The sequence below is a fragment of the Vibrio splendidus genome, from assembly GCF_024347615.1.
In the GTDB taxonomy this organism is placed as follows: domain Bacteria; phylum Pseudomonadota; class Gammaproteobacteria; order Enterobacterales; family Vibrionaceae; genus Vibrio; species Vibrio splendidus.
In genome coordinates, this window is sequence record NZ_AP025509.1 from 430,049 (window position 1) to 453,447 (window position 23,399).

14 protein-coding genes and 2 pseudogenes are annotated in these 23,399 nt (G+C 45.2%); 6 read left to right on the forward strand and 10 right to left on the reverse strand.

Annotated elements, in window-relative coordinates; all coding sequences use genetic code 11:
• Nucleotides 1-27: 27 nt before the first annotated feature.
• Both OCU90_RS26185 and OCU90_RS19230 read left to right on the forward strand, forming a co-directional pair.
• Nucleotides 28-5,481 (forward strand): annotated as a pseudogene (locus OCU90_RS26185) (tandem-95 repeat protein); the annotation flags it as partial.
• 212 nt (nt 5,482-5,693) lie between these two features.
• Entirely contained in the window at nt 5,694-6,047 is a 354-nt protein-coding gene (locus OCU90_RS19230; RefSeq protein ID WP_061023008.1) for a hypothetical protein, read from the forward strand.
• 232 nt (nt 6,048-6,279) lie between these two features.
• On the opposite strand, the gene OCU90_RS19235 is transcribed toward OCU90_RS19230, so the two are convergent.
• The 5 genes from OCU90_RS19235 to OCU90_RS19255 form a co-directional block, all read right to left on the reverse strand.
• Nucleotides 6,280-7,176: a sigma-70 family RNA polymerase sigma factor gene (locus OCU90_RS19235; protein WP_061023006.1), complete on the reverse strand. Its 897-nt coding sequence runs from the start codon at nt 7,174-7,176 to the stop codon at nt 6,280-6,282.
• Nucleotides 7,177-7,595: 419 nt separating this feature from the next.
• Nucleotides 7,596-7,928: an Hpt domain-containing protein gene (locus OCU90_RS19240; RefSeq protein ID WP_017082339.1), complete on the reverse strand. Its 333-nt coding sequence runs from the start codon at nt 7,926-7,928 to the stop codon at nt 7,596-7,598.
• Entirely contained in the window at nt 7,922-9,511 is a 1,590-nt protein-coding gene (locus OCU90_RS19245) for a response regulator (protein ID WP_017082338.1), read from the reverse strand. The genes OCU90_RS19240 and OCU90_RS19245 overlap by 7 nt, the downstream gene beginning before the upstream one ends.
• Before the next feature lie 285 nt (nt 9,512-9,796).
• Complete coding sequence (locus tag OCU90_RS19250; RefSeq protein WP_017082337.1) at nt 9,797-11,347, reverse strand: DHA2 family efflux MFS transporter permease subunit; 1,551 nt, start codon at nt 11,345-11,347, stop codon at nt 9,797-9,799.
• Between the two features lie 3 nt (nt 11,348-11,350).
• Nucleotides 11,351-12,415, reverse strand: a complete 1,065-nt coding sequence (locus tag OCU90_RS19255; RefSeq protein WP_061023004.1) for an HlyD family secretion protein — start codon at nt 12,413-12,415, stop codon at nt 11,351-11,353.
• Between the two features lie 128 nt (nt 12,416-12,543).
• Between OCU90_RS19255 and OCU90_RS19260 the strand changes: the two genes are divergently transcribed.
• A complete protein-coding gene (locus OCU90_RS19260; RefSeq protein WP_017082335.1) occupies nt 12,544-13,446 on the forward strand; it encodes a LysR family transcriptional regulator in 903 nt (300 codons plus the stop codon).
• A gap of 72 nt (nt 13,447-13,518) precedes the next feature.
• Here OCU90_RS19260 and OCU90_RS19265 read toward each other — a convergent pair whose 3' ends face one another.
• The 4 genes from OCU90_RS19265 to OCU90_RS19280 form a co-directional block, all read right to left on the reverse strand.
• Complete coding sequence (locus OCU90_RS19265; protein WP_061023002.1) at nt 13,519-15,945, reverse strand: glycoside hydrolase; 2,427 nt, start codon at nt 15,943-15,945, stop codon at nt 13,519-13,521.
• A 116-nt stretch (nt 15,946-16,061) separates the two neighbouring features.
• The gene (locus tag OCU90_RS19270; RefSeq protein WP_061022999.1) at nt 16,062-16,886 is read right to left on the reverse strand and encodes a DUF2861 family protein; all 825 of its coding nucleotides are present in this window, start codon (nt 16,884-16,886) and stop codon (nt 16,062-16,064) included.
• The gene (locus OCU90_RS19275) at nt 16,886-17,533 is read right to left on the reverse strand and encodes a response regulator transcription factor (RefSeq protein ID WP_017087069.1); all 648 of its coding nucleotides are present in this window, start codon (nt 17,531-17,533) and stop codon (nt 16,886-16,888) included. The genes OCU90_RS19270 and OCU90_RS19275 overlap by 1 nt, the downstream gene beginning before the upstream one ends.
• Nucleotides 17,511-18,920: an ATP-binding protein gene (locus tag OCU90_RS19280; protein ID WP_061022997.1), complete on the reverse strand. Its 1,410-nt coding sequence runs from the start codon at nt 18,918-18,920 to the stop codon at nt 17,511-17,513. Before OCU90_RS19280 ends, OCU90_RS19275 begins: the two co-directional genes overlap by 23 nt.
• Nucleotides 18,921-19,163: 243 nt before the next feature.
• Here OCU90_RS19280 and OCU90_RS19285 point away from each other — a divergent pair, with 243 nt between their 5' ends.
• Both OCU90_RS19285 and OCU90_RS19290 read left to right on the forward strand, forming a co-directional pair.
• Nucleotides 19,164-19,697 carry a YbhB/YbcL family Raf kinase inhibitor-like protein gene (locus tag OCU90_RS19285; RefSeq protein WP_061022995.1) on the forward strand — a complete coding sequence of 178 codons (534 nt, stop codon included), beginning with the start codon at nt 19,164-19,166 and terminating at the stop codon, nt 19,695-19,697.
• 97 nt (nt 19,698-19,794) lie between these two features.
• Complete coding sequence (locus OCU90_RS19290) at nt 19,795-20,607, forward strand: helix-turn-helix transcriptional regulator (RefSeq protein ID WP_061022993.1); 813 nt, start codon at nt 19,795-19,797, stop codon at nt 20,605-20,607.
• A gap of 14 nt (nt 20,608-20,621) precedes the next feature.
• Here the strand turns inward: OCU90_RS19290 and OCU90_RS19295 are convergent, their stop codons facing one another.
• Entirely contained in the window at nt 20,622-21,815 is a 1,194-nt protein-coding gene (locus tag OCU90_RS19295; protein WP_061022991.1) for an MFS transporter, read from the reverse strand.
• Between the two features lie 133 nt (nt 21,816-21,948).
• Between OCU90_RS19295 and OCU90_RS19300 the strand changes: the two are divergent.
• Nucleotides 21,949-23,279 (forward strand): annotated as a pseudogene (locus tag OCU90_RS19300) (D-serine ammonia-lyase).
• Nucleotides 23,280-23,399: the final 120 nt, after the last annotated feature.

The window sequence follows — 23,399 nt, forward strand, 5'->3', positions numbered from 1 at the left end:
ACCGGCGACGAAGATGGCGACTCTGTTGATACCGATGGTAACGAACCAAGTGTTGGTGGTATTTCCATCGACAACGCGCTAATCACTGACAATGGTGACGGCACTTACACCATTACACCGGAAGAGAACTTCAACGGTGAATTCTCCATTAGCTACAACGTGGACGATGGCAACGGAGGGGTTACGCCTGCGGAACTTGACGTTACCGTAACAGCAGTTAACAACCTTTCGGTTATTTACGACCACGACTACACCATTAATGAAGATGGCTCGCTGACCTTTACCGATGAACAGCTATTGGTTGGTGCAACGGATATTGATGGCGATGACCTTTCTGTCGAGTCGGTTAATTACGAAGGCACCGACGGTGTGTTTACGGATAACGGCGATGGCACTTACACCTTCGCTCCAAACGAGAACTTCAATGGTAATGTCGACCTCACTTACGATGTGAGCGATGGTACTGATGTTGTATCGGCGAATATTGATGTTCAAGTGGTTCCAATCAATGACGTACCAGTTGCAGGCACAACCTCTTACAGCGTTGAAGAAGACGGCAGTATTACCCTAAGCGATGCACAACTTCTGGCGAACAGCTCGGACGTTGAAGGGGAAGTGTTTGTCAGCGATGTAAGCTACAGCGGCACTGATGGTGTATTCACTGATAATGGTGATGGTACTTACACCTTTGCTCCAAACGAAAACTTTAACGGTGACATCAGTCTTGATGTCTCTGTTATGGATGAAGATGGCGCAACCGCTGAAACAACCGCAGGTATCGACGTCATTGCTGTTAATGACTTGCCAGTTGCAGGTTCAACGACCTACAGCGTTGACGAAGATAACGTGATTACCATCTCTGAAGCACAGCTTCTTGCGAACAGCTCAGACATTGAAGGTGATGTATCCGTTAGCGACGTTTCCTACTCAGGCGCAGACGGTATCTTTACTGACAATGGTGATGGTACTTACAGCTTCGCACCAAATGAAAACTTCAACGGCAATGTCAGCCTAGATGTCACCGTTGCTGATGAAGAGGGTGCAACGGCTGAAACCACTGCGGGTATTGAAGTTATCGCGGTTAACGACGCGCCAGTGTCAGGTGACTTGGCTTACTCAGTGGGTGAAGATGGTTCAATCACACTAAGCCAAGAGCAGCTGCTTGCTCAAGCATCGGATGTGGACGGCGATGATCTTACCGCTGCCAACCTAACTGCGGGTGATAACGCTACCGTTACGGCAAACGATGATGGTTCATTTACCATTACTCCGGATGCCGACTTCAATGGCGATATTGACCTAAGCTTCGACCTTTCTGATGGTACTGAAGCAGTTGTTGCAACGGCCGACCTTACTGTGAATCCAGTGAATGACATCGCGGTTGTAGAAGATGTCGCTTACACCATTGAAGAAGACGGTTCACTTACCTTTACAGACGAGCAACTGCTAGCGGGTGCTTCTGATATTGATGGTGATGAGCTTTCAGTTGCCGATGTGTCTTACACTGGCGCAGAGGGTGTGTTCACCGACAATGGCGATGGCACTTACACCTTTGCACCGAACGAGAACTTCAATGGTGACGTAAGTCTGGACTTCTCGGTATCTGACGGTACAGAAACGGTTGATGCAAATATCGACGTAACGGTAACAGACGTTAACGATGCACCAGTGGCAGGCGCAACGTCTTACCAAATGAACGAAGATGGCACTATTACATTGAGCCCTGAGCAGTTGATTGCTAATAGCTCCGATGTGGACGGTGAAGTGTCGCTTGATAGCGTGAGCTATTCAGGTGCAGACGGTATCTTGGTTCAAAATGAAGATGGTTCGGTAACGTTCGCACCAAACGAAAACTTTAACGGTGACATCAACCTTGATGTGACGGTTATTGATGACGACGGTGCGACAGCTCAGACTACCGCTGGTATTGAAGTCATTGCAGTTAACGACGCACCAGTGGCCGGAAACGTGGCTTACTCGGTTGATGAAGATGGTTCAATTACGCTATCTCAAGAGCAGTTGCTGGCTAACGCATCCGATGTTGATGGTGATGCACTGACCGCAAGCAACCTATCTGCAGGTGACAATGCGACCGTAACAGCGAACGATGATGGTTCATTTACTATCACTCCGGATGCTGACTTCAACGGAGACATAGACCTAAGCTTCGATGTTTCAGATGGCCTTGAAACTGTTCAAGCTGGCGTCGACCTAACGGTTAACCCAGTCAATGACCTACCAACAGCAGAAGACCAAAACTTTACCGTTGAGGAAGATGGTACGTTAACCTTCACTGACGCTGACCTATTAGCAGGTGCTGCAGACATTGACGGCGATGACTTGTCTATCGCTGACGTGTCTTACACGGGCGCAGAGGGCGTGTTCACTGACAACGGTGATGGCACTTACAGCTTTGCTCCAAACGAGAACTTCAATGGCGATGTAAACCTTGGCTTCACAGTGACTGATGGCACTGAGACAGTCGATGCGAATATTGGTGTGACGGTAACGGATGTTAACGATGCGCCAGTAGCGGGTTCAACGTCTTACCAAATGAACGAAGATGGCACGATAACCATTAGCCCTGAGCAGTTGATTGCTAATAGCTCTGACGTTGATGGCGAAGTGTCGCTTGAAAGCGTGACTTACTCAGGCTCTGACGGCACCTTGGTTCAAAACGATAATGGGTCTGTGACCTTCACGCCAAGCGAGAACTTTAATGGTGATATTAGCCTAGACGTAGTAGTAACCGACGATGACGGTGCAACTGCGACAACAACGGCGGGTATCGAAGTTCTGGCTGTGAACGATGGACCAGAATCTGAGGATGTGAAACTAACCACAGCCGAAGACAGCACCATCCTTATCACACAAGACATGTTGTTAGCTCAAGCTACCGACATCGATAACACCGCAGATGAGCTGTCAGCTTCTGGTCTACAAATCGACTCTAGCTTGGGTGAGTTGCTAGACAACGAAGATGGTACTTGGTCATTTACGCCAAACGAGAACTTCAATGGCGATGTGCCAATGACGTTTAACGTTAGCGATGGCCAAGAGACAATCTCAGTCGACGGCAACATCGATGTCACGCCAGTGAACGATGCACCTGAAGCACCAATGATTGAGATGCAAGGCGAAGAAGATGTGGTCATGGTGATTGACCCTGCTTACATCGCAGATCAAGTAACAGACCTTGATGGCGACGAGATCAGCATCGAGAGCATCACAGTTCGAGCTCCAGCGAACGCAACCTTAACTCAGCAACCAGACGGTATGTATCACTTAGTGACTACTCAAGACTTTAATGGCTTAGTAGAACTCGGTTATCAAGCTACTGACGGTGAAGAAGTGGTTGATGGCTCGCTGAATGTGGATGTCATTCCTGTTAACGACGCACCGTTTAACGTCGGCAACGCAATGATGACCACAAACGAAGATGGCGCGTTCACCTTCGATGCTGGCGACTTGATGAACTTGTTCGGTGACATTGATACCGCTGACCTTGTTGTTTCTCGCATTATCACCGCAGACGGTGAAGATGGCGGAGAAGTAACAGACAACGGTGATGGTACTTGGACATTCACACCAACAGGCGACTTTGCGGGTGTTTCTGACCTACAAGTTGTCGTGAGTGACGGTGAGTTCGAAACGGTTCTCGATGTTCCTGTGTTCGTACGTCCTGTCGCAGATGGCGCGGTTATTTCAACTGACCATGACGGTCCATTGGTGTTCGGTGAGGATGAAACCGGTCACTTAGGACTGAATGTTGGCCTAGTCGATGATTCAGAAACACTAAGTAACCTAGTGATGACAGGTTTCCCTGTTGGATTCGAGGTAACAGATGGTGTGAATACCGTGATGATCACCGAGCCGGGTCAATACATCGACCTGTTCGATTGGGATATTTCAAACATTCAAATGACGCCGCCTGAAGACTTCCATGGTGAATTCTTCGTAACAGTAAGCGCAACAACGGTTGATTATGGAGATGAGCCTGAAGCGTTTGAAGATGGCATCGATTCAGGTGACTTCGAAACTGTGGCGGGTGATTCCATCATCCTAACTGCTGATGACCTAATCGGTTTAGCTGAGAATGTGGATGCTGACAGCGACGATGAAGTGAAACTGGTTCATCTTGCCGACCGCAGCCAAGGTGAGATTGTCGATAATGGCGATGGCACTTGGACGTTCACACCAGCACCAGGTTTCACGGGCGAAGCAGACATTGCTTACGTAGTTGATAAAGATGGCGTGCTTCATGATGAGCAGACTGGCGTGGTCGTGAAAGAGGGCGATTCACAAGAGAATGCAGCACCAGAAGTTAACAGCATCACAACCACTGAAATCGCAGCCGATGCAACCTTGTCGTTCACTGATGAAGACATGTTAGCGAACCTGACCGATGCAGAAGGCGATAGCTTGAGCATTGAGTCAGTGAGCTTGATGGAAGGTCAGGGCGTAATTGAGAGCGATAACCAAGGTAACTATCAATTCACACCTGCTGAAGACTACACCGGCGATGTTCAAGTTGGGTTTATAGCGACTGATGGCGAAAATCGCATCGAAAGCTTCTTCAATGTGGATATCCAAGGCGGAGATGAAGCAGCGGCGAGTGAAGGTTATGCCTTAGCTGATGATGGTTCACTAACTATCACGGATGCACAGCTGGTGGATGAGTTGGGCGTGAGTGATTCTGCACAAGTTGTTGATGTTGCAGACGTGAACGATGCTGGCTTCTTTGCCGAATCAGGTGAAGGTGAGTGGACTTACTGGCCGAACGAAGACTTCGATGGCAATTTAGCGATGAATGTTGAAGTTAACGACGGCGGTGAAGTATCAAGTCACAGCGTAAGCATCCAAGTGGCCGATGAATCAGTGCAAAGTGATGAACCACAAGTCCAAGCTGCTCAAGAAACAGAAGAGCAACAAGTGGAAGTGGCTCAACAAGCTGATGACCAAGCTCAAGATGCTGAAACTGAAGACAGTACAGCAGATGTAACCGCGGCACCGGGCGATACTATTTCTATCTCGATTCCAGATGAGGTGAGTGGTAACGAATCGGTTGATTACGCTGAAATGTCTGGCTTACCTGAGGGTTCCACTGTGAGCAACGCACTGGATAACGGTGATGGTAGCTTCACTATCAGTGGCAACTTAGAGCAACCGGTATCCGTTGAACTTCCAGAAGGTTACGAAGGGACTAGCGAAATCCAATTCCAAGGTTACGACGAGTTGGGTAGCTCAATAGACGGAGCAAGCGGTTCTGTTGAAGTTGAGGTCGATGATCAATACACCATGCAAGGTTCTACTCAAGAGCAGCAACCGGATATGGCAGGTATGGAATCTGGAGGCAGCGACTGGACAAGTTCAGGTGGTCAAGATCAAGGTGTTGACTTCACGGATGACTCTGGAAGCTTCGATTCAGATTCTCAAACTGGAACCGATCAAGGCAACGACTTCGACCAAAGCTCGATTTAATCGAGAGGGCTTAGTTTTAGTCTGAACCGACATTTAGTCTAAACCAACAAGTAGATAGGGCAGCGTAAAGTTGCCCTGAGCAAAGCCATGTAGAGTGACCTTTGCATGGCTTTCTTGTTTGTCGCTGAGATTCATTCTTTGGCTTCAAAAAACTTGAGAATCCACAAGAATGTTCTTAGTTACTATAGAGAGAGTTAAAAAGGAGTGAGGGCATGTATCGTTATGTCAGTTCACCGCAAGCGTCGAAGTACATAGTGCCACCGCCTCAACATCGTGAGTTGTCGAGTGTGGATGTGCCTGAGTCCGAATTAGAGATGCGAGAAATATTGAACAATTGGTTTGCTGATGGTTTAGCGCCCATTATTGAAAGTGAAGATGACTACATCTCTGCGAGCGAACACGTTCGATTTGAAAAGCTTAGCCGCACCGTTGGGATGCTGTTGAGAAACAAAGATTATTATTTTGCGGCTAAGCGGATTTTATCTGTGTGGGAACAAGATTGCCTTGAAACCACTTACATCAATTATCTCATTTTACGCAGTGAGCGAGTCACTTCTTTAAGGTAAATGAATGCTGTGGCATTTGCCAATAGCGATTAGCCATTTAGGGTTCGTGTTCTTACGATCTTTTTGTTTTTCTACCGAATTAGGTAAACAAAACAGGCAAACAAAAAGGGCAAGCTTTGAGGCTCACCCTTAAGGTTCTTTCTTTAATTAACGTTGTTGCTCTCAATTAACGATGCTTTTGTCTAACGTTATTGTTTTACCTGTCGTTATTACTTCTCAGTAGGGTTGAGACTTACACCCAACCATCAAATTTGAGTCGTTTTTGAATTCTCTCGACTGCTTCTTTCTGCATTTGTCTAACACGCTCATTAGAAACATTCACATCTTGCATTTGTCCCACCTCAGACAGTGTTTTCACCTTGTTATCAAAGAAACCAAAACGGTGAATGAGAACCTTCTGTAATTTGGGTGGCAGTGTGTTTATGATTTGCTCTAGAGCTTGGGTAAAAGACTGATCTTCACAATCTTTTTGCGGGTCAGGGATATACTCACTTTCACACTGTTCAAGTACTATCGATGCGTGGCTGATACCAACCGTTGTTGTCACGTCAATAAACCCGCTAAGCGCTACGAGTTGGTCGACACGTTTTGCCTTAACGCCAGAGCTGTCTGACAACTCTGAAATAGAAATCTCTTTACTCATTTTTTTACTTACATCGAGCTTCTTGGACGCGAGGCTATTTATTTCTTTGCATACGTGGGCGGGCAATCGGACAGTACGACCTTTGTTCATCAATGCCGCTTCAATATTCTCTCGAATCCACCATACGGCGTAAGTCGAAAAGCGATAACCGGGTTCGGGGTCGTATTTATCGATTGCTTTGATTAAGCCGATGTTACCTTCCTTGATCAGGTCGAGCAGCGTGAAGTTGTTGCCTTTACGTTTTAGGTAACTCTTTGCGATTTTTACAACAAGTCGCAGGTTTGATTCGATCATGATGTCACGTGCTTGCTTGTCACCAGCGCGATTCAATTTTGCGTAATACACCTCATCTTCACGCGACAGCAGATCAATCCCCACAATATCCTTTAGATAGTGAGCATAAGGTTCTGCAGTGGTAGAAAATGATTCGGTAATGGGTGTTTCATCCGTGAGCCCCTGAAACGCAGCAAAACTGTCATTGTTCATTTCCTTGTCCTTTTTTAGCCGACTGAACGTTTTATTTATTTATTTTATTATTATGCTACCAAGTGATTAACACTTGGTTTCATTAGAGTGTAGATAACAGTTTTTTCTTTACCAATAAATAAAATGCAATTTCGTATGTTTGTGTCACAAAAAGATATACAAATATTTAACTATTTTGCATCTCATCAAGTCTGTTGGTTTTTCATTTAAAACATCAATATAGCGGGTTTATAAAACGCGCGTTATGCATCAGTTCATCTAGATAAATAGGATGAATTTATAGGTATGGGCTGGCTGTATAATTGATAGGGGAAATGAGGCGAAAATTGCAAGAGTAGAGGTTCAATGTTTCCAAGTACCTCAACTCTTTTAGTTGTTTAGATTATAAAGTATCGCCACGTAAGTCTTAATTCTATCGGCTAATAAGTGCTAAGAACCTCATCGATTTGCTGATTGATGATCTTCATTTCGCTGTAGATAACGGAAAGATCATCATCTTGTGGTGCAAGCTTGTTGAATGTGTTTTGTTCAACTCTTTCTAATGCAACAGTCGCCGTTTCTTCCCCAAAACTGGCTAGGATGCCTTTTAAGGTGTGCACGGTAAAATGAAGCTTGCCCCAATCCTGTTGTTGAACCAACTCTTCGATCTCTTGTAGCGAATTGCCATGGTCTTCTTGATATGTAGACAAAACGGCGTAAATGACTTCTCTGTCGTTGTCTAAGTAGGCGTTTAAAGCATCAAAGTCTAGCATGTGGACTCCTGTCGGCTGCATGTTGAAAATGGGCTGGGCGGCTTAGTAGAAAAACCAGATCTTAATGAATCACTGAGCCATTGGCTCCATCTTGGTGGAAGCTCTAGCTGCGCGAGCTGTTTCAAGTATTCGTGTCTAAGGTTTTCTTCTATATGAGCTTTATGGACGGCATATATATAGTCAAGTTTCGCCGCAATTGAATATGGGTAATTGTGAATGTAGTCCTTTAGTTCTTGGATGGAATCGGAATTTTCGATATTTACACAAGTAGAAGGGTCTACATCTTGTGATTCGAGTTGATGGTTTATTGTTTCCCCTCGAGCTTTTAAGCACTCTGCAACTAAGTGGTACAGGGAGTACTCGCCAAAGTGAGTTAAAAGAGGCAGCAATTGAAGCAATAAGTGAGTGGGTTGGTTATAAAAGTTATTTGCTAACAGTGTCGAGGCTCGAATCACTTTCTTGTGAGCAACTTGAGGGCTGTTCTCAATGAGTAAAATATTACTTTGAAATAGGGCAAGGCTGGCCAGAACTTGTTGCTGTTGTTTTACCGGAAGTTTGAGATTTACCAACTCTGTGAATTGATTAGCATGTTCCAGCAGAATACGTTTGTACTTTAATTGAGTCTCACGTTGGTAGGTCGCCTTTAGTGAACTGAAGTGAGCGCTAATGGAATGAATAATATCAATATCGGCAGACGATATATGCGTCGCGTACATGTCACCAAGCTTGATAAGCATCAGGGTGTTGTCGACGTTTTCTGCCAAGTCGATTGCTCTTATCGCACGGTGACTGATGCTAGGTGTCATTTCAAACGCTCTTATGGCCAGTTTAAGTGCGGGCAGTAACATATTATGTTTTTCATAAATGCAGCTTAAACAATCAATAACGTTTAATGACAACGGCTGAGCAATCAGGTAATTGTGGAGCTTTTCTATGGCTAGGTTCGGTTTACCCAAGCTGTCTAGAATTAATGCCTCTGCGACTAATTTGGTCGGGTGCATTTTCGTGTTCGAGTTGTTGATTGTGCTTGAAAGCAAATCCCATTCTTTGCCTCCAATTAAGTGTTCAATCAACGTCGCTTCAAACTGAACGCTATTGCCATTAGGGGAGATCGCTAACGCTTGTGTCAATCGTTCCAGATTAGTGATCGGATATAAGTCATTCAGTTGGGTGAGTTTCTTCGAAACGGACACAGCACTTTGAATCTTCTTGCCTAAAGATTGAGTATTGATCGGTTTAGAAACAAAGTGATGTGCTTCGCCAGAAAGGGCTGTCAATACGGTTTCCTGACGCATATCCCCAGAAACAAGAATTGTGGCGACTGTATGATCGATGAGCCTGTTTCGATAGAGGATCCCCAAAAGCTCAAACCCCGTGAAGGATTGCTCTAAGTGGTAATCGATGAGGAGTACATGAAATGAGTGCGTCTCGACCGCCTTGATGGCTTGTCGATAATCGGTCGCAATAAAGATGCAATCATGTGAAATGCCCAAGCTCGAGAGTTGCTGCTTAATAAGTATTGTTGCGCTCTTAGAGTCGTCGACAATCAAAACCCGCAGGTCTGTTGGTAAGGTCAAATCCATTTTCCTCAATACCAAATGTTATGTTTAATTTAGGTGTCAGGTTGCACATTGTCAAGGTGCCTATATCACATACAAACACTCAATAAACTATTGGTAATTAAAGAGTATTCGATAACATTTATGAAAGCCTTCAAACGTAGGCTACGTTTACCTTATTTTTGTGGGGTTATCCGTGTTTTAGAAATAAAAAAGAGGTAAGCCGATAAGCTTACCTCTTTGTTTTCTTACTCGATTGTTTATTCGAAATGTTGCCTTTTTTGAAGATTTACTTACTAAAAACCAGCGCTAATCACGCATGTTCAAAATCAATACTGCCGCTAGAGCCAAGAACGCCGTCATCATTAAGAACACATCGTTGTAAGCCATAATGGCAGCGTCACGTTGCATTGTACCAAGTAAGCTTGCTTGCGCTTGTTGCATCGCCGTTGCGGCATCACTTCCTGACTGAATGAAAAATGCTTGTTGTTGCTGAAGCGTCTGCCAACCAAGTTGACTCACGGAAGGTAACGACTCCTTGATGTGAGCCAGATGCTCACGGGTTTTGTTGTCGAGTAGCGTAGCGATAATCGCGATGCTGAAAGCGCCACCTAAGTTTCTCATTACGTTGGTTAACGTTGATGCATCTGGTGTATCCATTTTACTGATGTTTTTCATGGCAACCAAAGACAGCGGAACCATAATAAATGGGCTACCGATAGCACGCAGAACCATAGACAAAATCAGCTGTTGCCCACCAAAATCGATTGTCATGTGCGTATTCACGTAACAACTGAAACCGAACATTGCGAAGCCAAAGGTCACCAAGTACTTAGGCTTAATTATCTGTGTTAGCTTGGGCACAATTGGGAATATCAGAAGCTGTGGGAAACCCATCCACATTAGCACTTCACCAATTTCCATCGCGTTATATTGCTGAATTTGAGTGAGATACATCGGCAGCACATAGATAGAGCCAAGCAACGCCATCCCCAAAATCAAATAGGCGATACAGGACATAGCAAACTGCCCATCCCGCAATAGCCGCAGGTTAACCAATGGCTTTTTGTGTTGGAGTTCGTTTATAACGAAATAAACCAAACTCACCGCCGACACGATACTCAAGCCAATAATAAAGCTCGAACTGAACCACTCTTCACGGTTACCTTCTTCTAGTACCACTTCCAAACAACCTAGCCCTAACGCCATGGTGGCAATACCAAACCAGTCCGCTTTTTTCAGGGTGCCAAGGTCGAGCTTTTCATCATCCAAGCCATATCGGATCATGGTGATCACAAGCAAAGCGGGCGGAATATTGATGTAGAAAATATAGTGCCATGAAAAGTTCTCCGTCAGCCAACCACCAAATGTTGGGCCGATCGATGGAGCAAAGGTCGCGGTTACGCCAAACAGTGCCATACCCACGGCACGTTTGTTAACAGGCAATAACTGAATCACTAACGAGAAAGCAAGCGGGATTAAAGCGCCACCACTGAAGCCTTGCATCGCCCGGAACACGATCATCGAGGTCATGTTCCAAGAAAACGAACACAACAAAGATGAAATGGTGAAAATGGCCGTCGTCCACGTGATATAACGGCGTTTACCGAGTGCTTTGGAAAGCCAACCACTGAGTGGAATAGCAATCATCTCTGCGACTAGATAAGACGTAGAGATCCACGAACTTTCATCTAAGGTGGCAGACAGCGCGCCTTGAATATCTTTGAGAGACGAGTTGGTGATCTGAATATCCAAAATCGCCATAAACGCGCCAATCAAACCGCCAAATAGGGCGATCCAATGACGTCTTGAAACCTCGCCATCATCATTAGTGTGGGTGACAACACCAGCGTTACTCATGGTCTAGCCTCGTTTATCGATGGTCGCTACCACAGACAAACCAGGAAGCAGTCGACCTTTCAATTCTTGCTGATCTGGAATGATGATTTTCACCGGTACACGTTGAACGATTTTAGTGAAGTTACCTGTCGCGTTTTCTGGCGGCAGTAGCGCAAACTTTGCACCAGTGGCAGGGGAGAAGCTGTCGACAACGCCTTCGAGTGGTTGTCCCGGAAAGGCATCTAGTTCGACTTCTACCGTTTGGCCTTTGTGAATGCCGCTTAGCTGTGTTTCTTTGAAGTTAGCTTCAATCCACACTTGGTTGTTTGGTACCAAGCTCATCAATGGAGCGCCGGCTTGAATCAACAGACCTTCTCGCACGCTGCGTTTGCCAATTACACCATCTGCTGGCGCGTAAACTTTGGTGTAATCAAGGTTAAGTTGTGCTTGATCTCTTTGTGCTTGAGCTTCAGTCACGGATGCGTTTGCTTGTTCGATTTCACTCGCAATCACGATTAGCTGATCATTACTTGCGACGAGGTTTGCTTTTGCTTCTTCAAGTTCTGCTTGGGTGACTTTTTGTTGTGCGACCATGCTGTCTACTTCATCTTGCGAAGCATAGTTACGCTTTAATAAGCTACGAGAACGCACGACTTGTTGGATTGCACGCTCGTATTCAGCTTGTGCGGAATCAACACGGCTCTCGGCTTGATTTATTTGGCTACGTTGTAACGTTTGTTGAGCGATAAGGTTGTGTACGCTTGATTGAACGACGCTTAAATGCGCATTCGCCTGAGCAAGTGCAGATTGGTAATCACGATCATCAATTTGAACCAACAAGTCACCTTGTTTAACCGATTGGTTATCACTCACGTAAGACTTAACAATATAACCCGACACCTTCGGGCTAATATTAGTGATGTCGCCTTGTAGGTAGGCATTGTCGGTAGATTCAAAGTATTGGCCATAGCCGTACCAATATCCGGCGCCAGCTAGACCTAATGACAGCATGATCGCAGTAGCAATAAGCGGAGCTTTTTTACGTTTTTTTGTGCTTACTGATTGCGAAGCGTTGTTGTTCTCTGTCATTTTTTATTTCTCATTTTGTTTTTATTTAGATGTAACGAATTGTAAATGAATTCGATTGATTGATAAGATAGGAAAAAAAGGAAACACTGTTGCAGTAATCTTACCAATAGGGCTTTTGGAGAAGTACGATGGACTTAAATGCTGTGACTGTTTTTACACAAGTTGTTGATTGTGGGAGTTTCACGCACGCAGCTGAAGCATTGAACATGACCAAGTCGACCGTCAGCCGAAAGCTTGACGAGCTCGAGCAGCACCTAGGTGTGAGGTTGATCACTCGTTCGACACGAAGTTTAGTTTTAACGCCAGAGGGTGAGCGCTTTTATCAGTCGAGCATGCAGATGCAAGAGATCATGAACCAAGCTGAGTTAGAGGTTTCTGCCAATCAGGATTTGATCCGAGGGCAGTTGAAAGTTGTGTTGCCTGTCGAATTGGGACATCAAGTATTAGCCACATACATCCACAGTTTCCTAAAAGAGCACCCAAACGTGACTTTGAACTTAGAACTGTCGAATCGAGAAGTTGACATCATTGCAGAGGGGATCGATCTTTACGCGCAAATTGGTGAGTTGGTGGATTCGAGCTTGGTTTCTCGCTACCTCACAACATCGAAGCGTGTATTGGTAGCCAGCCCTGAGTATTTAGAGCAGTTCGATGAAATCTCTTCGCCCAATGATCTTGAACCGCCATTCAGAATGATTGAGGTGGTGAACAAGGCGGCACGTCTACCTAAGTGGCATTTGCAATTAGAAGGCGGAGAGTCGATTTTGATCGATCTGCCGTGTCAGTTACGGGTGAATACCATCACGGCATGCCTAACAGCTTGTGTGGATGGGCTCGGCTTGGCGGTGCTTCCTGAATTCATTTGTCGGGAACACTTCAAGACAGGTAAGCTGATTCGTTTGTTACCTGAATATGAGATGCCAGAAGTTTCAGTAAGCCTAGTGTATGCAGACAGGCAGTTGATGCCGAAACGTAAAAAGGTCTTTATCGACTATCTACTGACTGCCTTTCAAAATAGGAAGCAAAAGTAACGGGGAAAACCTTAGCGGGTAAATAAGTGCTTAGGCTTCCTATTAATCGCTTTTGCCTAAACCGTATTGAAGCTAACTATGATTGGGCTGCCAGTTGACGACTTGTCCATTCGCCAATATAGCTTTGACCGACAGGGCTGCAATATCAATGTTATCGTGACGAAAGGTCTTGTTGGAGAAGTTGGCAATGATCTTACTCCCGTCACTGAACTCGGTTTGTTGAACTTCGCCGCTTTTGTCTAACCAGTCGAAATCGACCAACTGTTTATCCCATAACTGTTCGTGCATCGGTTCAAAGCCATCTTGATAGTGTTTGAGTGCTTTGATCCTTGGACTTGAACTTGATAAAGCTTCATCTCTGGTCAAGTGAACCATCGGTGGTGTGTTGTACAACATGGCGGTTAAGTCTCGTTCTGCTTGTACATTAGTGAACTTAAGGCTGTCTGAGTGCCAATGGTGCGTATTGATTACTTCATCATGGAAAACGGCTTGGTATAACGGAATTCGGTATTGAGGCGAAAACAGTAGCGACTTGTAGGGCTCTTTAACCTCGGCGGGTTTAAAGAAGAAGTCAGGCTTGTGGTCTGGATACCAACGACCCAAGTAATAGGGAGATCGGCGATTCTCTTTCATGTCTTTATCTGTCCAGCCAAAACCAACCGTTTCTATGCCGTGCGCAAACGCGATGCCTTTTGTTGTTAGGCTGTTGCCGTCTTCAGATCCTAATACTAACGATGGTTGCTCGCTTAGCCACTGCATTCGGTTGTTGAAGGCAGAAAGCATATCCGATTCGTTTGTATCGCCATTGCTGTTGCTATGACTCTTGTTATGACTATCTGTAGAGCCGCTGTAATCCTCACGTGCCATAGCGGTTGCATCAACATCTAAGAACAAGCTGTTGAAGTTGCCGAATTTCATAATGTCTTGAGCGCGCTGCTTTACGTAATCTAAATGGCAATTCGGATTGAGGTAGAATCCGTTACCTCGAAACCCTTTTTTTAGGCTGCCATCCGCTAGTTCAATGGCACAACTCTCACGCATCAGCTCTGGTAATTGAGCGGTTAGCCAGTTGTCGTTCAACTTCGCAGGAATGGCTGTGTTGTAGGAGTCATAGGTGCCGACCAGATATCCTGACTGTTTTGCCAGACCCACAGCGTTAGGTTGATAGAATGCTGGCATCCAATTATCGAATCCGAGCCAAAGTTTGCTTAAGCCTGCCTTATTTAGATTGGCGACCATATCTGAAGACAACGCTTGTCCCCAAGTGTCTGACGAGTTTAGGTAGGGGGAGGCGTGTTCAACCAACCAATTTTTCTTATTCTGAGCTGCCACGTATTGAGCTTTGATCGTGTTGTTTTCGAGTGTCGCAGTACCGACTGGAAATAACACCTGCAACGACTGGCTAATAGAGTCCAACAATAACTGTTTGTGGTACTGACTGAACCAATCTTTGCCCTTGGAGAGTGATGAAAGCTCTCTTTTTGCTTCCTTGGAAACGTTGAGTTTAGAGCCCTTTAGATACCAAGCTTTCAATCCCCACCAGTTACTCACATCTTGGACGCTTAATGGATCTTTACCAAACAAATAAACGTGGCTCGCGCCGATCAACTTACTCACATCTGGATTGCGCTTTTGCTTTGCTACAAGTGTTTCAGACTGGTCATTATCGATGCGCGAATCTCGGTATTGTTTGGCACCATCTAACCACGAGTCTCCGAGGGTGATACGAACAATAAAAGGCTGTGACTGATTGAGCATCGTAAATTGGTGTGATGCCTTCATATCAATTTTTGTCTTTGTATTTGAGGAAGCATTAGAGGATGCATTTGAAAAGAGCAGTTGATTGTTGGTTGCATTGATCATCTGATAGCTAATGAAGTGGTTGTTCTGTTGTGCTGTCCAAAAAGGCATCTTTAGGTCTTGAGTGGTGTTGCTTCTAGAATGGTTGTCGACTAGATAACTACCCCAAAGCTTGTTATTTGTAGGTACACGCATGCCTTCGCTAAAAGGAAGAAATAGGGTCTGAGTTTGTTTTTCTGCAAGATCAAACCACGCCAACTCTACGAGCTGGTTACGTTTCACCTGTATATTTGAAGGGAAGCTGAATTGAAAAGTGAGTTGATCTTGATTTAGTTCCGCCTCAACGTTTATCCCACTAGGTACTAAGGTCCAAGTTGCGGTCTTTGCCGAGTTAGATTTATCGGCAAGACCAATGACTAGATTCGTCACTTTCTGTGATTGGCTATCAACGGAGAGAGCGCCGCTGTTAACGCTTAAGCCGTTCCAATCTATCTCTAAAGTATTCGATGAAATAGAGACGGTATTGTTGTTAGCACTGTTAGCACTGTTAGCGTTGTCGCGAATACTGCTGCCGCTAACGCTGCTATTACTGGTTAGCGTTATTTGGCTCGCTTGTGCATTGGATGAAAACAGACAAGCTGTTGTTAAAGCTACAATGGCACAAGTAGAAAGATTGAGTGGGTGACGTACGCTGAGCATATCTAGATTCCTTAAAGGGTAAGTACGGTCATTACACCCAAGTAGCGTTAGTGCTTTGTCACCTATATGTCTCTATTTTCTGCATTACCTAGTTTTTAATCTTCTTCTGAAAGCATTCAATTAGAAAGGCACCGCGACACACGCTGCACATATTGGACTTCAATCGCGCCTTGGTATTCAAACATTTCAACCGAAGCACTCAAGTGTTTGGCATTAGTCCCTAGTGGGCTTTCTGTGGGAACGGGTGCTTGCGCTGTCTTGATTGGCACTTTGTAGCCTAACAGGTTGTAGTTCTCATCAAACCATTGCCAACTCACATTGGCGTTAGGGCAGTTGTCGATCACCTTCGGTGGCGTGATCACGATATGTGGTTCGCTGAGTTTACTTTCGAGTGTTAACCATCGCTTGCTGTTGTCTAAAGCGACAACAATAGGATAGTGGTTCGAACCTATCCTTAGTTGATAAACACCAGATTCGGGTTTGATAAACATTTCACTAGTCTCAATCTCTTGATACTCATTGTTAGAAGCGAGTTGTCCATCGAGAAGGATTTTACCTCTTGGGGAAGCCAGAGAGATAGGTTGTGTTTGGATTTTCGTGTCTTCACTGAGTTGCTCTGCAGCGACTTTGATTTGATAACCTTGCGATGACAGGCCGTAGCGTCGAATGAAGCTAACTTGAATGTGATGTTTCGTCTCGGTGTCTTGTCTTAGTGAAGTTCCGCATTGAGTTTGACTCAGTATCTCTTGTTTAACTGGCAACCAAAGCTCGCTATCAAGTGTTTGTTGATTGAGTGCGATTTGAAGCTCTTGCCACGCGACTTGAGGTTGTTCATCAAGCAGAGATTGATACGTATGTTGCAATGGTGTGTTGGTAAACCAAGCGGCGTGACACGCAAACGGCAAAGCGCAGATCAACGCGATTAACGAAGTGACTCTCATTATGATTCCCCAGCTAAGCGGTAACCAACGCCGCGATGTGTTTCGATCTTTAGGGTTGGCAGCTTCTGGCGCAAGCGCAGTATGTGATTATCCACGGTTCGGGTACTTGGAAAGGCTTGATAACCCCAAATCTTATTGAGTAATTCATCACGATGAAACACACGACTTTGGTTCTGAACAAACAAGACCAATAACTGGAACTCTTTAGGTTTTAACGTGATCGGGCTTTCATCCAAATAAGCGATTCGTTCAGACAAGCGGACTTCAATGTTGGCGTAATTTAGTTGGCTCACCCCTAACGGACGAAGTTGGGTAATGACTCGAGCAAGCAACTCCTCGTTTGAGAAAGGTTTAGTGACGTAATCTTTGGCACCTGCCATTAAGCCTTCTACGCGTTGCTGGACTTCCACTTTAGCGGTTAACACAATCACAGGAAGCGCTTTGAGGAGTAGCCAATTCGGCAGGTGTCGCAAGCTGTCACCGTCTTCGAGTTGTCGATCCAGTATCACTAGATCGGCGCGGAACCATTGCTTACTGGCACTCTCTGAATCCTTCGCCCAAAGGCATGGGTAACCATTGGACTCAAAGAAGCTGACGAGGCCTTGTCCAAGCAGATGGTCGTCTTCAATCAGCAGTAGGGTGTTCATAAGCTATTTCCAAAATACATCGGGTTGGGTTACGAAGAATAATGAGACGGCCATTCGCTTGTTTCATCAAGTGTTCGACAATAGTCAGGCCAATGCCCATGTTGTCTTGTCTGTGATTGATATTCGGTGTTGCTCGAGATACAAACCGTTGCAGAAAAGAAGGGAAGTGACCTTCGTCTTGCACCTCAATCCTGAGCTTATCAGCGAGTTCTACCATGACCAAAACCTCACCTATACCGTGCTGTTTAGCGTTCTTAATCAAGTTATCTAAGCAGATGGTTAGCCAGTAATACGGTAGGTTAAGTTCAGCATCACTTGAATCACATTTATACTCGATATTGTGCTTTTCACATACATGATCGAGCCACTCTTCTAAGGAAGCGTTTTGCTTCAACAAAGGTTCTGACTGATCCGAACTTAGGTACACTTTACTGTTTTCGGTGAGCTGAGAGAGCCTTTGATAGTCGGATATTAAACGCCAAACCGCATTTTGAGTTTCATCAGAAAAGTCATCGTAGCGATTTCTAAACATCTCGACGGTTAGACCTAGGCTAGTAATTGGCGTGCGCAGTTCATGAGTAAGAAGCTGTAAAACGAACTGCCTCTCTTTTCGTTGCTTTGTTCTTAGGTATAAGACTCTACCGAGTCCGGAAATCAACGTTAACAGCAATGTAAAGATCAAGGTTTTCATGATCAGATTGTCATTGCTAGGCTCGCTTAAGCACACGTTGCTGTAACGAAAAGTACAGGTTTCACCCGTCAAAGATACCTCTTGTCGCTCTGCAATAGGTTGCCAAACATTTAAGGGAATGGCTTTCCAGCCTTGTTCGCCACTTAACCAAAGCACATCATCTTGTTGCCAAGCACGGTATCCACTGAGCAGTGCTTCTCTGCCTTGTGCGCTTAGGTTTTCTAGCTTGTTATATAAAGGGTGCTGAGGGTTGGTAAGACTCAAAAATGGGCGTATCTGCTCGGTCACATCTGGGTAAGCGGCTAAATAACGATCAGCAAAGCTGCCGCCGGCAGGGTGACGTTTGGAGTGTGCTGCGAACCAAATGGAATCCAATGCTTGTTGCTGACACAGAGCGAGCTCGAACTCGATGGCGTCATGTAATGAAGGGTTTTTGTTTTCAATTGCTCGGCAGTGATCGTGTATTGACGCTAACGCTGCGATGTCGTCCCAACTGAATTGGTTGAAATCAGGATAGCGGCTACGTTCATGAAGCAGAACTTTCGGATACTGAGCCAACTCTTGTTGAGATACTAGGATTGGGGATGATTGCCAGCTCAGTTGATACAGGGTTTGCCACTTGTCTTGCAAACTTTGGGCATTGGCTAGAGTTGGGAGCCAAAAGATCAAGCAAAGGGCTAATGTAAACCTGCGCATCCAATCATTCTCGTTAAAAGTCGTGGGGCGAGTCTAAAGAGTTTTGGACGTGATTTGTAACCTGAATGTCAACAAGTGTTCCTTTAACAACAAATTGTCGAGTGGGTCATGTTTTATAAGAATAAGTTAAAAATACAGTAAGTATCATTTTAATGGATTAAACTAGATAATTGTGTACTTATTGTCATTATTAAGCGGATGGAGGGGACTATACTGGGCTCATACCTAATCAGAGGAACCACCATGAAAACACTCATTAAATCAGTATTGGCACTTAGTATCTTAACAGCTGGCTCGGCTCAGGCATTCGAATTAACGAGTAATGATATTCAAGAAGGTCACCCAATGGCGAAGACGTTTGAATATTCAAGTTGGGGTTGTGACGGCGAGAACTTGTCACCGCAGTTGATGTGGAAAGATGCTCCAACAGGAACCAAAAGCTTTGCAATCACGGCTTATGATCCAGATGCACCAACTGAAAGTGGTTTCTGGCACTGGGTCGCGTTTGATATTCCAGCAACAGTGAGTGCGCTACCTCGTGGTGTCGACATCTCTAAAGTGGGTGGCAAAGAAGGCCGCATAGATTATGGAACGGTAGGTTTCGGTGGCGCTTGTCCTCCTGAAAAAGATGGCATGCACCGCTACCAGTTCACGGTTTGGGCATTGCCAACGGATAAGCTCAACCTAGACGAAAACACGCCGTCGGCTGTGGTTGGATTCACGTTAAACAGCATGGCTTTAGGCAAAGCGAAACTGACTACAACTTACACACGTTAATAGCTTTATACACGTTAGTAATTGACACAAGCTAATAAAGCGACCAGTTATTGGTGCGAAAGCTGGTCGTTGATAATAAGTAAACAAGGGGGATGAGATGAATCATCAATATCAAGTGACGATCTTTCGTGCAGAGCAGTTACAAAAACTGCGTAATGTGAGGATTCTATCTCCTAGTATCATTCAGATCATTACAGGCAGTAAGCGCCTGTTTTGGAAAGACTCAGCGGCCGAACTCTCACATTCTGAGCTGTTATTGTGTGAGGCATCAGCGTCATTAAGCTTTGAGAATATGCCCCACAAAGGGCGCTTCTTATCACGAGTGTTCAGCTTTCAATTCCAACCTTCTCAGGCGATGCTTGATTTAAGTGAGGAACGCTCGAATGATCTGGGGCTGCCTAAAGTACAAGCGGATCGTAGCTTACAAGATTCACTCAATGCTCTGTTTTCCTTTGATAGACAAAGCATGAGTAAAGAGACCCAGCAGTTTTGGTTGCAGGGCTTATACCAGCAATTAGCCGAAAAAGGGGTGTTGCATCGATTGTTTGTCAGTGCCAACGTCTCTTTTAGCCAAAAGCTCAGCCATTACCTTTCACATTCACCGGACGAGAAACATCCGTTAGAGTCGGTAGCAGAGCGCTTTGCGATGAGCCGCGCCACGCTTATCCGAAAATTGAAACTTGAAGGCATGCAATATCGAGAGGTTTTGGCTGAAGTTCGGTTGAGTCATGCGCTTTATCTGATGCAAAACGGACAGCAGAATGTGGCGATGTTGGCTCAGTCTTGCGGTTATCAATCGGAAGGGCGTTTTAGTCAGCGCTTTAAAGGGAAGTTTGGTTTGTCGCCAAGTGAATACATCAAAACCGTCGTCAGCAATACAGTCGCGAGCAATAAAGTCGCGACACCATAACCATTCTGTTTGTCCTAAACGCTCACTTTTTTGTCTCGTGCTGCCAATGCAGCGAAAATCGTGCACGCAAATGCAACAGATGCGATCAGCAGAATGGGAACGCTCCAAGAATCGGTTTGAGCATGAAGCTTACCCACCAGCGTTGGACCTGTTGCCGCTAAAGCATAACCAATTCCTTGCGCCATACCCGACAGCGATGCGGCTTGGCTGCTATTCGATGTACGTAAGCCGACAAAAGAGAGCGCAATAATAAACGTAGAGCAGTTGGCTAATCCAAACAGTCCCACCCAAAAGATCGCAAACTCAGGCAAGTACAGCAGCCCAATCAATCCAATAAATACACTCGAAGTACAAAGCGTAATGAGCCATTGTTGGTTATCGCTTTTACCTAAGAACGGCAGTAACAGCAATCCCGGAACCATAGTCGAAAATTGTAGAAATCCGTAGATATAACCCGCATCGATTTCGCTGTAGCCAAGGTCGTTCAAGATCTGTGGAAGCCAGCCTGCCAAAGAATAGAAGGTAAATGAGTTCAGCCCAAGAGCTAGTGTCACTTGCCATGCAACGCCACTCTTGATCATCTTTTTCATCGGAATCGGCTTTTCTTGATGCTTGTTATTGGTCGATGAAGAAGAGCGTTTTCTGATTTTAGGCAACCAGATCATCAGAGCTAATATTGGGAATATTAGGTTCATTAACAGCGCTAATTGCCAACCCGTTATCTTAAATAAGGTTAGATTTGAAAACGGCACCATCAAACTTGAGCCTAACGTCGAACCGATGCCCATCGTAAAAATGTACAAAGAAGTGACTGTCGCAATACGAGTAGGGAAGCTAATTTTCACTACAACGGGCAACAACACGTTACCAATCGCGATACCAAGTCCAATCATTACTGTGCCGATGTATAACGTCGGAATTGCTCCAAAAGAGCGCAGTGTAATACCCGTAGTGATCAAAACTAAGCCTAAGAGCAGGCTAGGTTCTAGACCAATTCGTTGAGATATCTTGGTGACTAATGGTGAAAATAAGGCAAAAGTTAACAGTGGCAAAGCTGTTAAGAATCCAGCAGCCGACGACGTAAGGTTGAGGCCTTCCATAACCTGAGAAAGCACAGGAGCCAAGCTCGTAAAAGGCCCACGAAGGTTAAGTGCTAGGAATAGAATCCCTAACATGACGAAAATGCTATTACGAAGAGAGGCGCTCATAGGTTGTTCTACTGTTTGCTTATGAGAAGACGGGCTAGCCTACAGATCATTGAATGATTACACAAATACCGTTTAAATAGGTTTACTAATGACTGAACCAGCGTCGCGCGCGCTTTACCAAAAAAGGTAATCCATGACCATATTGAATATCCATAAACTCATCTCAGATTTCCCGTTACTTCAACAATTGATTGCATTGGAAGAAGTGGTTTGGTTTAACCCAAATGTGACGACTCTGGAGCGCGGTTTGCCTTATGTGGGTTTAGGCGAACAAGATATCCATGATGCGAGTTTGAGGTTACAAAGGTTTGCCCCTTATCTGGCGAAGGCATTTCCTGAAACTCATGTGACGAATGGCATCATCGAATCTGAGCTTATCGATATCCCTGCAATGAAGTTAGCATTAGAAGCTCATTATCAGCAGCCAATAAAAGGGCGCTTGATGATGAAGAAAGACAGCCATTTACCGATTTCAGGTTCAATCAAAGCGCGCGGTGGTATCTATGAAGTACTAACGCATGCCGAAAAGCTTGCCATTGAAGCGGGGTTACTGTGTGAGAGCGATGACTACAGCAAGTTGCTTGAACCTGAGTTTCGTGACTTCTTCCAACAATACAGCATTGCGGTAGGTTCAACGGGTAATCTAGGCATGTCGATCGGTATCATGAGTGAAAATTGGGCTTTACTGTCTCTGTTCATATGTCGGCAGACGCGAGAGCTTGGAAGAAAAGTAAACTGCGAGAGCACGGTGTTAACGTGGTCGAGTATCAACAAGATTATGGCGTTGCAGTAGAACAAGGACGGAAAGAAGCGGAGCAAGACCCGCGTTGTTTCTTCATTGATGATGAAAACTCACAAACACTGTTCCTTGGTTACTCTGTGGCTGGAGAAAGGCTCAAGAAGCAATTCGAGCAACAGGGGATTGTGGTTAATGAACAGCATCCTTTGTTTGTTTACTTGCCTTGTGGTGTGGGTGGCGGCCCCGGTGGTGTTGCATTTGGATTGAAGATGGCTTTTGGTGATCACGTGCACTGTATTTTTGCTGAGCCAACCCATTCGCCTTGTATGTTGCTCGGTGTTCATACCGGTTTGCATGATGAGATTGCGGTGCAAGATCTGGGTATCGATAACCTCACCGCCGCAGACGGTTTGGCGGTGGGTCGGGCTTCAGGTTTCGTGGGTCGCGCGATGGAGCGCTTGCTTGATGGTTATTACACATTAACCGATGAACGCATGTATCAATTGCTAGGCGAACTGAACCAAGCAGAGGGTATTCAACTTGAACCTTCAGCGTTAGCGGGTATGCCAGGTGCGGTTTATGTTGAGCGAAATAGCGAATACCTTGCTCGTCTACAAATTGATGAATCGACGCTAGCGAATGCAACGCATCTTGTGTGGGCGACTGGTGGAGGCATGGTGCCAGAAGAAGAAATGGCCGCTTACTTGGCGAAGTCATCGGTTTAACCCTAAAGATTTTATAGGCTAAGATTTTTTAAAATATCAGCGGTTAAAAAGATAAGTCATGATAGAAGAGTGTTGTTTATCGGTTGAACGCACTCTTTTTTACTCCTAAATCCAGTCGTT

What these genes read in the sequence shown, in the direction of transcription:
- OCU90_RS19230 (WP_061023008.1), top strand. Translation starts at nt 5,694, where the DNA reads ATGTATCGTTATGTCAGTTCACCGCAAGCGTCGAAGTACATAGTGCCA.
- OCU90_RS19235 (WP_061023006.1), bottom strand. Translation starts at nt 7,176, where the DNA reads ATGAACAATGACAGTTTTGCTGCGTTTCAGGGGCTCACGGATGAAACA.
- OCU90_RS19240 (WP_017082339.1), bottom strand. Translation starts at nt 7,928, where the DNA reads ATGCTAGACTTTGATGCTTTAAACGCCTACTTAGACAACGACAGAGAA.
- OCU90_RS19245 (WP_017082338.1), bottom strand. Translation starts at nt 9,511, where the DNA reads ATGGATTTGACCTTACCAACAGACCTGCGGGTTTTGATTGTCGACGAC.
- OCU90_RS19250 (WP_017082337.1), bottom strand. Translation starts at nt 11,347, where the DNA reads ATGAGTAACGCTGGTGTTGTCACCCACACTAATGATGATGGCGAGGTT.
- OCU90_RS19255 (WP_061023004.1), bottom strand. Translation starts at nt 12,415, where the DNA reads ATGACAGAGAACAACAACGCTTCGCAATCAGTAAGCACAAAAAAACGT.
- OCU90_RS19260 (WP_017082335.1), top strand. Translation starts at nt 12,544, where the DNA reads ATGGACTTAAATGCTGTGACTGTTTTTACACAAGTTGTTGATTGTGGG.
- OCU90_RS19265 (WP_061023002.1), bottom strand. Translation starts at nt 15,945, where the DNA reads ATGCTCAGCGTACGTCACCCACTCAATCTTTCTACTTGTGCCATTGTA.
- OCU90_RS19270 (WP_061022999.1), bottom strand. Translation starts at nt 16,886, where the DNA reads ATGAGAGTCACTTCGTTAATCGCGTTGATCTGCGCTTTGCCGTTTGCG.
- OCU90_RS19275 (WP_017087069.1), bottom strand. Translation starts at nt 17,533, where the DNA reads ATGAACACCCTACTGCTGATTGAAGACGACCATCTGCTTGGACAAGGC.
- OCU90_RS19280 (WP_061022997.1), bottom strand. Translation starts at nt 18,920, where the DNA reads ATGCGCAGGTTTACATTAGCCCTTTGCTTGATCTTTTGGCTCCCAACT.
- OCU90_RS19285 (WP_061022995.1), top strand. Translation starts at nt 19,164, where the DNA reads ATGAAAACACTCATTAAATCAGTATTGGCACTTAGTATCTTAACAGCT.
- OCU90_RS19290 (WP_061022993.1), top strand. Translation starts at nt 19,795, where the DNA reads ATGAATCATCAATATCAAGTGACGATCTTTCGTGCAGAGCAGTTACAA.
- OCU90_RS19295 (WP_061022991.1), bottom strand. Translation starts at nt 21,815, where the DNA reads ATGAGCGCCTCTCTTCGTAATAGCATTTTCGTCATGTTAGGGATTCTA.